The organism is Gordonia sp. ABSL11-1, assembly GCF_030315685.1.
Lineage (GTDB): Bacteria > Actinomycetota > Actinomycetes > Mycobacteriales > Mycobacteriaceae > Gordonia.
In genome coordinates, this window is sequence record NZ_JASXSI010000007.1 from 1 (window position 1) to 12864 (window position 12864).

The following is a 12864-nucleotide window of genomic DNA, read 5'->3' on the forward strand; positions in this document are numbered from 1 at the left end:
CCAGCCGTTCCCGGGTCCGGGCCTGGCCATCCGCATCGTCGGCGAGGTGACCGCCGACCGGTTGTCGATGCTGCGCAAGGCCGATCTGATCGCCCGGGAGGAGCTCACCGCAGCCGGGCTCGACGGACAGATCTGGCAGTGTCCGGTGGTGCTGCTGGCCGATGTGCGCAGTGTCGGTGTGCAGGGCGACGGGCGCACCTACGGGCACCCGATCGTGCTGCGCCCGGTGTCGAGCGAAGACGCGATGACCGCGGACTGGACCCGGGTGCCCTACGAGACGCTGGAGATCATCTCGACCCGCATCACCAACGAGGTGCCCGACGTGAATCGTGTCGTCCTGGACGTCACGAGCAAGCCGCCGGGCACCATCGAATGGGAGTGAGGGTGGTTCGTACGGCGGGTTGAGGTCGGTCTCTGGGGCTCAGCGGCGACGTGACGACCGGGCTCCGGTGAGGATGAGGATCAACCCGATCACCAGGCCTCCTCCGACGGCGATCCAGCCGAGGACGGCCGCCGACATCAGCGTCAGGTCGCCGACGAGTCCCCATCCGGCGACCACCAGGGCGATCACACCGAGGACGATCAGTCCGGGAGCACGATGACGGGTGTCGCGGACGGTCGGTTCGGTACTCATCGAGCAACCTCCACATGGCCGATGTTCGTCGTGGCGTCGATCGTCAGGACAGGGCCCTCGGTGCCGTCGCGGCCACCGTCGAGCCCGGCCGGGCAGACGTAGTCGCCCACCGTGGAATCGCAGTCGGCGCGGACGTTCATGTTCTCACCGACCAGGACCTGGATCTCGCCGATCCCGCCGTGCAGTGCGACGGTCCGGTCTCGGGTGAGCTCGACATCGCGCAGATCGAGCACCATCTTGCCGACCGTGAGGGTGTACTCGCTCTCGATGTCGTTCTCGCTGATCGGTTTCCAGACACGTTCCCCGGCGCCTCCGGCGGGCAGTCCGTCGAAGTGTCCGACCGCGGTCGTCGCCACGACGGCGACGCCGAGCGCGAGCGCGATCGGGACCAGTCCGGAGCTGTGGCGTCCGGTCTGGCGACGGCGCAGGCCGGCGTACACCAGGCCCAGCCCGACCACCGCGAGCGACATCGACAGGATGCGGGCGGGGGTGAACCAGTCGACGCCCACCCGATGCAGCGCGGCACCTGCTGCCCCGACGATGACGGCCAGGCCGATGACGACGAGGGTCAGCGGCGAGCGCGGCTCGTCGGGCTCGGTGGGGAGTCGGTCGGGAGCGGGATCGGGCAGATCCCAGGCGAACTGCGCGGCCCCCAGCGGATCCCAGGCGGGCGGGGTGCGACGGAGGTCGTCGGTGGTCGGGTCACCGGTTGCCGTCGGGGTGGGTGTCGCGACGGTGCCCGGGATCGTCGTCCCGGCGGTCGACGTCGGTTCCTCGGAGAAGTGTTGACCCGCACCAGGTCCGGAGGCGCCGGAGTCGGTGGCCATCGGTGCGGTCGCCGCCGCAGCCGACGCGGGCCAGTGGTTCGACGCGGACGTCGTCGAGGTCCGGGGAACAGTCATCATCGCGCGGGGTATCCACGGCTGCAGCTGATCCCCTGCGCCGGATGTCGCGGGTTGCCGGTGTGTGTTCGCGCTCGTCCCGATCGGTGGCTCCGGGGTGCGCTGATAGAGCAGCCACCAGCCGAGCAGCATCAGCGCCGCGCCCAGCAGGCCGCCGGAACTCCAGGTGGCGTTGGGTCCGAACGAGGTCAGGATGATGATCGCGAGCACGATGAGCAGGATGAACTGCGGCCTGCGGTGCCCGGAATGTCGTCCGCCGTGCCGGAAGGCCGATCCCGCATGCCGGATCGAGCCGAGCTCGTCGTTGGTGCGGTCCTCGCTCGGCAACGCCACCCAGGCCGCTATGTAGAGCACGAGCCCGCTGCCGCCGAACAACGTCGCCACGACGAACGCGATCTTGACCAGCGTCGGGTCCACCCGATACCGGGCGCCGATGCCCGCACAGACGCCCGCGACCGTGCGGTTGCGGTTGGGCCGGATCGGCCGCGTCTCCCACATCCCCTCGAACTGCTTCGTGTCCATGGTCCCCATCCTGTCGGGCGGATCGCGCGGGCACATCGGGGGAAGACCCTGATTCGTCCCTGATGTCCTCGGGGGCGCCGGCGTGCCACTATCGAGTCATGAGTAGTGGTGTGCCCGTACCGGCGTCACCCGCCGCGTCGTCACCTCCGCCGTCGTCGCGCACGGCCCCGGCACCGACGCCGCGGCTGGAGCGCCGCGACGGGGGACGTGTGATCGCGGGTGTCGCCGGCGGAGTCGCCGATCATCTCGGCGTCGACGCGTTCCGCGTCCGCGTCGTGTTCATGGTGCTCGCCGCGCTCGCCGGGGCCGGGGTGCTCGCCTACGGTCTGTTGTGGTTCTTCTGCCCGCCCGGCCACGACGAGGCGCCGCCGTCACCCGGTGAGCGCCGTCAGGCCTACGGCCTCGCGATCGTCGGGCTGGTGGCGATGTCGGTGGTGGGATTCGCGGCGTCGGGAACCCCGGCCGCCTACCTCGTGCCGTTCGTGTTCGTCGTCGTGGGCGCCAGCCTGGTGTGGCGGGAGTTCGACACCTCCCGGACCTCGCCGCGCACCCCGGCGGTGCTGACGTGGACGCGGCTGGTCGGCGGAGCGCTGCTGGTCATCGGTGGTCTGGTGGTGATCGTGCTCGCCGGTGACCAGAGCTTCGGCGGGCTGTCGACCACCGTGCTCGCCGTGCTGGCGACGCTCATCGGTGTGGTCCTGCTGACCGTGCCGCTGTGGATGCGGATGTGGCGCGCCCTCAACGAGGAACGCGCGGCCCGCATCCGCAACGCCGAGCGGGAGGAGATCGCCTCGCACCTGCACGACTCGGTGCTGCAGACACTCGCGCTGATCCAGAAGCAGGCAGGCAAACCCGAGGAGGTCGCCCGTCTCGCGCGCAGCCAGGAGCGGGAGTTGCGCGGATGGCTGTTCGGCGATCCCGCGCAGCGTGCCGGGTCATTGTCGGCCGGCCTGCAGGGGGTCGGTGCCGAGGTCGAGGATCACTACGGCATCGAGGTCGAGGTGATCACCGTCGGCGATCTTCGGCCCGAGGACGAGCCGGCCGATGCCCGACGTCGGTGGGCGGCGCTCGTCGGGGCCACCCGTGAGGCACTCGTCAACGCCGCCAAGCATTCCGGGGAACGCAAGGTCGACGTCTATGGTGAGGTGACCGACGACCAGGTCGAGGTGTTCGTCCGCGATCGCGGTGCGGGTTTCGATCCCGACGTCGTCGACGACGACCGGCAGGGGATCGCCCGGTCGATCCGGGCGCGCATGGAGCGCGCGGGCGGTGACGTCGCGATCGACTCGTCGCCGGGCCGCGGGACCAACGTCCGGCTCACCATGCCCCGCAGAGACGATACCGGCCGTTCCGAGCACCCGGAAACCGTGGTGCCGGTGGATCATTCACGCGAACAGGAAGGATCTCGATGACCGACCCGGAGACCTGCACGATCTTTCTCGTGGACGACCACGCCGTGTTCCGGTCCGGGGTGCGCGCGGAACTCGCCTCCGAGAACGGGCTGCAGGTCGTCGGCGAGGCCGGCACGGTGGCCGAGGCGGTGGACGGCATCCTCGCGATGCAGCCCGACGTCGTGCTCCTCGACGTGCACATGCCGGCCGGCGGCGGGGTCGCGGTGCTGCGGTCGGTGAACGAGGCCGTGCCCACCGACGACGGACCGGTCTTCCTGGCGCTCAGCGTCTCCGACGCGGCGGAGGACGTGATCGCGACGATCCGTGCCGGGGCGCGCGGCTACGTCACCAAGACCATCGACGGCGCCGCACTCGCCGATGCGGTGCGCCGGGTCGCCGACGGCGACGCGGTGTTCAGTCCCCGACTGGCGGGCTTCGTGCTGGATTCGTTCACCGGGAAGTCGGCGGCCCCGGAGCCGCCCCTGGATCCCGAACTCGACTCGCTCACCAAGCGTGAACTCGAGGTGCTCCGCTTGCTGGCACGCGGATACACCTACCGGGAGATCGCCGACGAACTGTTCATCTCCATCAAGACCGTCGAGACCCACGCGTCGAACGTGCTGCGCAAGACCCAGCAGTCCAACCGCAACGCGTTGACCCGGTGGGCGGCCACCCGACACATCGGTTGAGTTCGGCGTGGGGTGGGCCCCGGTCAGGCCGTGGCCGCGATGATCAGCACGACCACGAGGGCGAGAACGATGATGGCCGCGAACGCCGACAAGATCAGTGTCGTCGACGAATTCGACGGGCCGGATCTCCGTGGCGTTGACGTCGGTGACATCGACGGCCGGGGCATCGATGGTCGGGGCGCCGATGATCGTGACGGTTGTCGTGGGCGCGCCGACCCGTCCACCGTCGTCACGTGCGGACCGGACTGTCCCGACTGCCCCCGACCCGGGCCCGGTGCGATGGTCTCGCCCGGCGGCGGACCGCCGACCGGCAGATGCGTTCCCGTCGGATGGGACCGCGGAGGGCGAGGGGAGCGTTGTGCCCAGGTGGGCACGCCTCCATCGGGGGTGGTGATCGGGCCGTCGAGGACGGCGCGCGTGCTGCCACGGGAGCCTGCGGCCACCCGGGCGAGCAGATCACGCGCGGCCGACATCGACGGACGTTTGGCCGGGCTGGGCTCGAGCAGCGCGAGGATGACCGGTTGCAGTGCACCGGCTCTGGTCATCGGGGTGATCCGGGCACGAGCCACCTTGTGCAGCAGTGCGAGTGAGTCGTCGTCCACCCCGAACGGCGGCTGACCTTCGACGAGAGTGTACACGGTCGCACCCAGGGAGTAGACGTCGGATGCCTCGTCGGGTTCCGCACCGCGGGCCACCTCGGGAGCGAAATAGGCTGGGGTGCCGGTGATCACGCCGGTGTGCGTGAGGCTGACGTCGTCCTTGGCCCGCGAGATGCCGAAGTCGGTGATCTTGACCAGCCCGGCGTCACGGCCGGTGGTGGTGATGAGGATGTTGCCGGGCTTGATGTCGCGGTGGATGATGCCCGCGGTGTGTGCGGCGCTCATCGCATCGGCCACCTGCGCGCCGATCTGGGCGGCCTGGCCGACCGCGAGAGTGCCTGCGCTGTGCAATATCTGGGCGATACTGCGCGAGGGCAGGTACTCCATGACGATCCATGGCTCACCGCTGTCGAGGGCGACGTCGTGCACGGCGATCGCGTTGCGATGAGAGAGTTTCGCGGCGATCCGCCCCTCCCGCATCGCGCGACGGCGGATGTTCTCGGCGGTCTCCTCGCTGAGGCCCTCGGTCGAGACCACCTGCTTGACGGCGACATCGCGCGCGAGGAGTTGATCGCGTGCCAGCCAGACGGTTCCCATGCCGCCACCGCCGATGCGCGACGACAGTCGGTAGCGACCGGCGACCAGGTACTGCGGCCCTGGGGTGCGGTGGCTCTCGGGGCGGGTGGGCGACATAGCAGCATGATAGTCGGAGGGGCCCGGGTGTGGACGGCCACGCTTGACACGCAAATCGCACGTATGTTCGACTAGGGCCATGCGGTGGTCCGACCAAGGCGTCGAGGTCGACGACGGTGCTCTGCCCGGCCTGGGCAAGGCCGGTCTGGTGCGTTCGGTGCAGACCCCCGATTTCGAGGGTGTCACCTTCCACGAGGTCCTCGCCAAGAGCGCCCTGAATCAGGTTCCCGAGGCGTCGAATCTTCCATTCCGGTTCACGGTGAACACCTTTCGCGGATGCACCCACGCGTGCAGATACTGTTTCGCGCGTCCGACCCACGAGTATCTCGATCTGGATGCGGGACGTGATTTCGACACGCAGGTGGTGGTCAAGCTCAACGTCGCGGCCGTGCTGCGCAAGGAGTTGCGGCGCCGGTCGTGGTCGCGGGAGACGGTGGCGCTCGGCACCAACACGGATCCGTACCAGCGTGCGGAGGGTCGCTATCGTCTGATGCCTGGGGTGATCTCGGCGCTGGCGGAGGCCGCGACACCGTTCTCGATCCTGACGAAGGGGACGTTGCTGCGCCGGGATCTGCCGCTCTTGCGGCAGGCGGCGGGCAAGGTTCCGGTGAGCATCGCGATCTCGCTGGCCATCAACGACATCGAGTTGCAGAAGGCCATCGAGCCCGGCACGCCGACCCCGAAGGCGCGGCTGGAGCTGATCCGGGCGGTCGCCGATGCCGGCTTCGCGCCACATGTGATGGTGGCGCCGGTGATCCCGTATCTGACGGACTCGACGGCTCATCTGGACGGCCTGCTGTCCGCACTCGCCGATGCCGGGGCATCCGGGGTGACGGCGTTCCCGATGCATCTGCGTGGTGCCACCAAACCCTGGTTCATGGAGTGGGTGGCGCAGGAGCATCCCGCGCTGGTGCGTCGCTATCGGGGTCTGTACGGCCGGGGTGCCTATGTCACGCCCGAGTACTCCTCCTGGCTGCGTGAGCGGATGCGTCCGCTGGTCGAGCGACACGGACTCGCCGGCGCCCAGGGGCTGCGCGGGGCGGCATCGAGTGGTTCGGGTGCGGCCGCCGGTGCGGTGGCGCAGCCCGAGTTGCAGCAGGCCCTGACCCTGTTCTGATCGGCCTCCGACCTTACGCGTTGACGGTTGTCGGTGGCCCGTCCTAGTATCGAATCAATCGAAAACATGTTCGAACAGCATGCATCTTCCCGGCGCGCTGATTGCGGAAAGTCGCTGGTCAGGAGGATGTATGAGTGTGTCTGTCGATGCTGTCGCGGATACCGCTGCCGGTCATGAGCTCGATCGTCTCCGGCGTCAGATCGCGGCGATGTCGGGCCGCCCGGATCGCCGGTCGGTCGAGGTCGCCGATCGGTCCGACGACGTCTTGGCGGTGCCGGAGGTGCTGGCCGAGTTGATGCCGCGGCGCGGGCTGGCACGGGGAAGCGTGGTCGCCGTCTCCGGCGCCCGGTCGATCCTGCTGGCGATGATCGCCTCGGTGACCGCATCCGGCGGGCAGGTCGGGATCGTGGGCCTGCCACAGCTCAACCTCGGGTCGGTGGTCGAGCTGGGTGGGGAGCTGCCGCGCATCGCGACGGTGCCCGACCCCGGCGTCGATCCGGTGGAGGTGGCCGGTGTGCTGCTCGACGGGATGGATCTGGTGGTGCTCGGTCTGTCCGGGATCTCCGTGCCGCCGTCGCGGACCCGCGTGGTGATGGGGCGAGTGCGCAAACAGTTGTCGACACTGATCACCGTCGGCGGTGTCTGGCCGGGGGCGCAGGTGCGGATGGAGGCCGAGGTGCTGACCTACCGACACCTCCCCGGCGGTACCGGTTCGGCCGACCTCGCCGCGGCGCGTGCGGGGTTCGGACGCATCGGTGGGGTGTCGTTGCGGGTGGCCGTCACCGATCGTGGACATCGTCGTCGGATCGGCGAGATCGAGGTGGTGGCAACCGGTTCCGGTCCGGATCGGCGTGTGGGGCTGTCGGCGGCGCAGCCTCGCCCGACGCTGGCGGTGGCGAACTGATGGGGGCCGGTCGTGTGCTCGCGCTGTGGTGTCCGGACTGGCCTGCGACGGCCGCCGCGATCGACGGTGAGATCCCGCCGCAGCATCCGATCGCGGTGCTCCACGCGAACCGGGTCGTCGCGTGCTCGGCACCGGCCCGTCGGGTGGGGGTCCGCCGCGGGATGCGGAAGAGACAGGCGCAGTCGGTCTGCCCGGAGATGACCGTGGTGGCCGCCGACGACCATCGGGACGGTCGGATCTTCGAGCCGGTGGTCGCGGTGGTGGCCGATCTGGTCCCGGTCGTCGAGGTCTTGCGTCCCGGTGTGCTGGTGATGCCGTCGACGACGGCGACGCGTCACTTCGGTGGTGAGGGCGTGCTGGCCGAGAAGACGATCGACGCCGTCGCCGCCTCTGGTGTCGAGGCCCAGGCGGGTGTCGCCGACGAGTTGTTCACCGCCGTGCTGGCAGCGAGGCAGGGTGATCATGTCGAACCCGGGGGCGACGCCGCATTCCTCGCCCGGCGGCCGGTCTCCGATCTCGCCCTGGAGCCGAGCCTGAGCGGCCCTGATCGCGCTGATCTTGTGGATCTTCTTCGCCGACTGGGTATCTCGACGATCGGCGCATTCGCGGACATGTCGGTCCGGGATGTGGCCACCCGGTTCTCCGCCGATGCGGTCGTCGCGCATCGTCTGGCGAACGCGCTGCCCGGCCGGCCGCCGTCGGGTCAGGTGGCCCCTGCCGACCTGGTGATCGAGCATGAGTGCGACCCGCCCATCGACCGGGTCGACTCCGCGGCCTTCCTCGGACGGCGGCTGGCCGATGAGCTCGCGGGCCGACTGGCCGCCGCCTCGGTGGCGTGCACGCGGCTCACGGTGGAGGCGGTCACCGAACGCGGACAGCGTCACGCGCGGACCTGGCGATGTGCGCAGCCACTCACGCCGGAGGCGACCGCTGATCGGATCCGGTGGCAACTCGAGGGGTGGCTGACCGGCGGTCGGGTGGGGGCGCAGGGCCGGCCGGATTCGCCGATCGGGATGCTGCGGCTGGAACCCATCGAGGTCGTTGCGGCGGGCGCATTGCAGTATGCGTTGAACGGCAACGGGTTACCCGAGGATCCGGAGGTCGACGAACGTGCCCGACGTTCGCTGGTCCGGGTGCAGGGGCTGCTCGGTGGAGACGCTGTGCAGTTGCCCATCTCCAGTGGCGGTCGCGGACCGGGGGAGCGGATCACCATGGTCTCGCTGGGTGATGAGAGGGTCCCGGCGCGTGACCCGGGTGCGCCGTGGCCGGGTGGGGTTCCACAGCCGACCCCCGCCGTCTTGGTGGACACCCCGATCCAGGTGCTGGATCTGACCGGCCGTCCGGTGGAGGTCACCGGCCGAGGCGGGTTCTCCGCCGAGCCGACCACGATCCGGATGGAACGCAACGGCCGGGACCGCGGCTCATGGGAGCTGCGCTGGTGGGCCGGACCCTGGCCGACCGGCGTGGACACCGCTGCCGACACCACCTCCGGCGACGCGGTCGTCGCCCGTGCGCAGGTCCTGCTTGACGACTCGCGCGCCCTGTTGCTGAGGTATCGCGCGCAGACCTGGGTCGTGGAGGGGGTGTACGAGTGAGCCTCAGGCGTTTGCGCCGCGCGCGATCACCGGCCAGTGTTCCTCTACGCCGTCGGCGGTGACGGCGATCACGCCGTCGACGAGATTCACCGCCGTGCACACGTGGTTGGGCACGACGCGCACCCGGTCACCGGGAACCGGCAGCGGTCCGACATCGCCTGTCGTGTCGTCGAACTCGATCACCGCGTGATGTTCCGACAAGGAGGTGATGCGCGCGTCGGGGTGATCGAGCAGCCGCCCGAAACCCGGCGCCCACGCGGGACGGTCCGCACCCAGGATCTTGCTGCCGGCGTCGGTGACGATGCGGTTGCCGGTGCGATGGACGACGGTGGCCACCGCGGTGAGCGCGATGTCGTCGGCGGTCGCCGTCCCCAGTTCCATCTGCTGCGCATCCCCGAACGGGTACACCCCGGGCCGGATCTCGGTCAGCACGTCCGATCCCGCGTACTCGATCGTCGGCGTGGATCCCCCGCTCCGCACGATCGGGTCGATCCCGTTGTCCCGCAACTGTTGTGCTGCCATTTCGAGAGCGGCGGCCTCTTGTTCCGCGGCGCGTCTGCGGGCGTCGCCCGGGCCGTATCCGTGACCCGGGAAGGTGAACACGCCGACGACCCGCAAACCGGCTCTGGTGGCCGCAAACGCGAGTGTCCCGGCGTCCTCGGGTGGCACACCGGTCCGATGCTGTCCGGAATCGACCTCCACGAGGACCTCGATGTCGGCGTCGCCGACCTCGGCGGCCAGACGGTTCGCGCCGTCGACGGAGTCGACGGCGACCCGCAATCGCGTCGCTGCGGCGAGGGTGCGCAGGCGCGCGCCCTTGTGTTCGGTCACCCACAGTGGATAGGCGATGAACAGATCGGCGTCCCCGGACACGTGGGCCGCCGCGAAGGCCTCCGCCTCGCCGATGGTGGCCACGGTCAGGCCGACTGCTCCCGCATCGAGTTGTCGCCGTGCGATCTCGACGCTCTTGTGGGTCTTCGCATGTGGCCGGAGATCGAGGCCGGCCACGGCTGCGCGGGTGGCCACGGCATGGATGTTGCGGTCGAGACGCCCGACGTCGACGGTGAGATACGGCGTGTCGTTCACGAGCCGGATTCGTCGTCGTCGGTGTCCGCGGACCGGCCCAGGGCGGCCGCCGACTCACCGAACATCAGATACTCCTGGTGGAGCACCCTGGTGATGAGCTTCGGGGTGAATCGATGTCCGAGCTCGGCGAGGATGCCGATGGGGGAGTTGACGTTTCGTGGCCGATCGAGAATTCCGTGCAGGACCCGCGACGCCGCCTTGTCCACACCCCAGACGCCCGCCTGGTTCTCATAGGCCTCGGTGGGCGCGATCATGCGCGTCCGGACGAGGGGCAACCGGACGTTGGTGAAGGTCACATGGTCGGACAGGGTCTCCACCCTGGTCACGTCGCTGAAGGCCTCGAGGGCCGCCTTGGACGCCGCGTACGCGCCGAACCGTGCACCCCGCGACTGCACCGCGACAGATGTCACATTGACGACGTGGCCCGACTGCCGCTCCACCATGTGGGGAAGGAGTCCGAGGGTGAGGTTCACGGCCCCGAAGTAATTGACCGCCATCAGTCGCTGATGGTCGTGCAGCCGTTCGGTGGAGTTGACGGCGGCCCGACGGATGGAGCGGCCCGCGTTGTTCACCAGGACGTCGATGTGGTCATGTTCGGCGAGAACGGTTTTCACGAGACCGGCGACGGATTCCTCGTCGGTGATGTCGCAGGGGTATCCGTGGATGCGGCCGGGTGGCACGCCGTCCTTGCTCGCGGTCGCGCGCAGTTCGGACACTGCAGCGTCGAGGGCGTCGGCGGTGCGGCCGACGATGATGACGTCCGCGCCCCGGGCCACGCACATACGGGCGGTGGCCTTGCCGATCCCGGCCGAACCGCCGGTGATCAGAATCGTCTTCCCGACCAGCGGCCCGCGCGGGTCCGTCCGGCGGTGCCGGGTGGGGTCGAGATGATCCGCCCAGTACCGATACAGGCGCGGGCCGTAGTCGTCGAGGTCCGGCAGGATGATGCCGCGTTCGGCCAGCGCGGCGGCGGTGTCGTCGGCGCGGAAGTCGACGGTCAGCGCGATCGTGTCGAGCAGCGCCGGGGGATGCCCTGTTGCGTCGCGACCAGATCGCGTCCCACGCGGAACGGTCCGGTGCCGGCCAGGGTGAGCAGCGGTTCGACGATCCCGTTCGGGACGACATCACGTCCCCGGGGAGCGTCGAAACCCGGTGCGATCGCGTTGTACATCCCGGTGATGGTGCGCCGGCGCGGATCGGCCAGGTGAAAGACCTGCCCGCTGCGTTCCGGGTCGACGGCGCACAGGGCGACGATCGCATCGGCGACGTAGTCGACGGGGACGATGTTGGTGTTCCCGAGATCGGGCATGGGGAGCGTGAGCGCCGACGGCAGTCGCCCGAGCATCGAGAGGTGGGGGAAGAAGTAATACGGTCCGTCGATCTTGTCCATCGCGCCGGTGTGGGAGTCGCCGACGACCACCGACGGCCGATACACGCGCCATCGCAAGCCATCTCGTTCCCGGACGACTTTCTCCGCCTCGAACTTCGTACGGTGATACGGGGAGGGGAAGCCCTGCCCCTTGTCGAAGTCGCTCTCGGTGAACGTCCCACGGTGATCGCCCGCGACCGCGATCGACGACACGTGATGCAGTAGCGCGTCCCGGGCGGTCGCGAAGTCGGCGACCCGCGCGGTGCCCTCCACGTTCGCCGCCTGCTGGGCGTCGGCGTCGACGGTCATGTCGTAGATGGCGGCGAGGTGGAGGACGTGGTCGATGGGCGGCAGCTCCGTACCGTCGAGACCGAGTCCGGGCGCGGTGAGGTCGCCGGCGACCGGTCGGACCCGTCCGGTCGGGTCGATGTCGGCGAGCAGCTCGCTGAAACGGGACAGCGATCCCGCGCGGACGAGCGCGAGAATCCGTGCCTCGGGTTCCACCGTGAGGAGTCTGTCGATGACCCGGCGTCCGATGAATCCGCTGCCGCCGGTGATGAAGTAGGTCGTCATGGGCGTGTCCTTACCGCTCGGTAAGTAGTCGGTTTGTACACAGAGTGACACTTACATCGACGAATGGCAAGGTTGGTGACGGGGCTCGGGTTGTGGATCATGACACGCCCCGATCGGATCGCGACCCGCATCTCCCGTGACGACGTCGCCACGATCCGCGACGTCGTGACGGACGCGTTCGATCAGCCGGATGAGGCGAGTATCGTCGACGCGCGTCGGGAGGCCCTTGCGCCTTGCGCTCCCGGTCTCGAGTGGCGTGATCGAGTACCCGCCGGCGTTCGGGATCTGAGGTAATAGTCAGCCAACTGTTCAGTTGGCTGACTATCTGGTACCGTCGTCGGAGTGGACGACACGTCCGGCACTGCTGCCGTCGCCGCCGACCTCAGGATCGCACTCGGCCAGCTCATGCGCCGGCTGCGGCACGAGGTCCCGAGTGCCGACCTGACCAGGTCCCAGCTGAACGTACTGGGACGGCTCGAGCGGGACGGGCCCTCGACCGCGAACCAACTCGCTCGGGCGGAGGGGATGCGACCCCAGTCGATGGCGGCGATCGTGTCCGCACTGCTGGAGGCGGACATGGTCGTCGGCGCACGTGATCCCGACGATGGGCGCAAGACGATCCTGAGTGTCTCGGAACGCGCCCGCGACGAGTTCCGCGCCGGACGGCTGGCCCGCGAGGACTGGCTCACGGCACAGATGGCCGACGTGCTGACCGACGAGGAGATCGAACGGTTGGCCTCTGCCGCCCGGCTCCTGAAGCGGCTCGCCGAGTCGTGATGATCGAGAGGAC

At 69.4% G+C, this 12864-nt stretch carries 12 protein-coding genes and 1 pseudogene; 8 read left to right on the forward strand and 5 right to left on the reverse strand.

The window, feature by feature from the left end; translation table 11 throughout:
• Positions 1-382, forward strand: a 382-nt coding sequence (locus tag QSJ19_RS09810) for a GMP synthase (glutamine-hydrolyzing) (protein WP_502876128.1), incomplete at its 5' end; no start/stop codon positions are given.
• A 39-nt stretch (positions 383-421) separates the two neighbouring features.
• Here QSJ19_RS09810 and QSJ19_RS09815 read toward each other — a convergent pair.
• Positions 422-634 (reverse strand): hypothetical protein, encoded by a 213-nt coding sequence (locus tag QSJ19_RS09815; RefSeq protein ID WP_286320038.1) that lies wholly within the window; start codon positions 632-634, stop codon positions 422-424.
• Positions 631-2058, reverse strand: a complete 1428-nt coding sequence (locus tag QSJ19_RS09820) for a PspC domain-containing protein (protein WP_353507136.1) — start codon at positions 2056-2058, stop codon at positions 631-633. The genes QSJ19_RS09815 and QSJ19_RS09820 overlap by 4 nt, the downstream gene beginning before the upstream one ends.
• Positions 2059-2156: 98 nt before the next feature.
• Between QSJ19_RS09820 and QSJ19_RS09825 the strand changes: the two genes are divergently transcribed.
• Together QSJ19_RS09825 and QSJ19_RS09830 are read left to right on the forward strand one after the other, a co-directional pair.
• The gene (locus QSJ19_RS09825; RefSeq protein WP_286320042.1) at positions 2157-3470 is read left to right on the forward strand and encodes an ATP-binding protein; all 1314 of its coding nucleotides are present in this window, start codon (positions 2157-2159) and stop codon (positions 3468-3470) included.
• Entirely contained in the window at positions 3467-4138 is a 672-nt protein-coding gene (locus QSJ19_RS09830; protein ID WP_286320043.1) for a response regulator, read from the forward strand. The genes QSJ19_RS09825 and QSJ19_RS09830 overlap by 4 nt, the downstream gene beginning before the upstream one ends.
• Before the next feature lie 23 nt (positions 4139-4161).
• Here QSJ19_RS09830 and QSJ19_RS09835 read toward each other — a convergent pair whose 3' ends face one another.
• A complete protein-coding gene (locus QSJ19_RS09835; RefSeq protein ID WP_286320044.1) occupies positions 4162-5430 on the reverse strand; it encodes a serine/threonine-protein kinase in 1269 nt (422 codons plus the stop codon).
• A 79-nt stretch (positions 5431-5509) separates the two neighbouring features.
• On the opposite strand from QSJ19_RS09835, the gene QSJ19_RS09840 reads away from it, so the two are divergent.
• The 3 genes from QSJ19_RS09840 to QSJ19_RS09850 all read left to right on the forward strand — a co-directional run bounded on the left by QSJ19_RS09840 (position 5510) and on the right by QSJ19_RS09850 (position 9046).
• Entirely contained in the window at positions 5510-6547 is a 1038-nt protein-coding gene (locus QSJ19_RS09840) for an Rv2578c family radical SAM protein (RefSeq protein ID WP_286320045.1), read from the forward strand.
• 130 nt (positions 6548-6677) lie between these two features.
• Positions 6678-7451 (forward strand): DnaE2-dependent mutagenesis accessory factor ImuA', encoded by a 774-nt coding sequence (gene imuA' / locus QSJ19_RS09845; RefSeq protein ID WP_286320046.1) that lies wholly within the window; start codon positions 6678-6680, stop codon positions 7449-7451.
• A complete protein-coding gene (locus QSJ19_RS09850) occupies positions 7451-9046 on the forward strand; it encodes a DNA polymerase Y family protein (protein ID WP_286320047.1) in 1596 nt (531 codons plus the stop codon). Before imuA' ends, QSJ19_RS09850 begins: the two co-directional genes overlap by 1 nt.
• 3 nt (positions 9047-9049) lie before the next feature.
• Here QSJ19_RS09850 and QSJ19_RS09855 read toward each other — a convergent pair whose 3' ends face one another.
• Positions 9050-10132 (reverse strand): alanine racemase, encoded by a 1083-nt coding sequence (locus QSJ19_RS09855; protein ID WP_286320048.1) that lies wholly within the window; start codon positions 10130-10132, stop codon positions 9050-9052.
• Positions 10129-12074 (reverse strand): annotated as a pseudogene (locus QSJ19_RS09860) (SDR family oxidoreductase). Before QSJ19_RS09860 ends, QSJ19_RS09855 begins: the two are co-directional and overlap by 4 nt.
• Positions 12075-12173: 99 nt before the next feature.
• Here QSJ19_RS09860 and QSJ19_RS09865 point away from each other — a divergent pair.
• Both QSJ19_RS09865 and QSJ19_RS09870 read left to right on the forward strand, forming a co-directional pair.
• A complete protein-coding gene (locus tag QSJ19_RS09865; RefSeq protein WP_286320049.1) occupies positions 12174-12368 on the forward strand; it encodes a hypothetical protein in 195 nt (64 codons plus the stop codon).
• Between the two features lie 48 nt (positions 12369-12416).
• Positions 12417-12851 (forward strand): MarR family winged helix-turn-helix transcriptional regulator, encoded by a 435-nt coding sequence (locus QSJ19_RS09870; protein ID WP_286320050.1) that lies wholly within the window; start codon positions 12417-12419, stop codon positions 12849-12851.
• Positions 12852-12864: the final 13 nt, after the last annotated feature.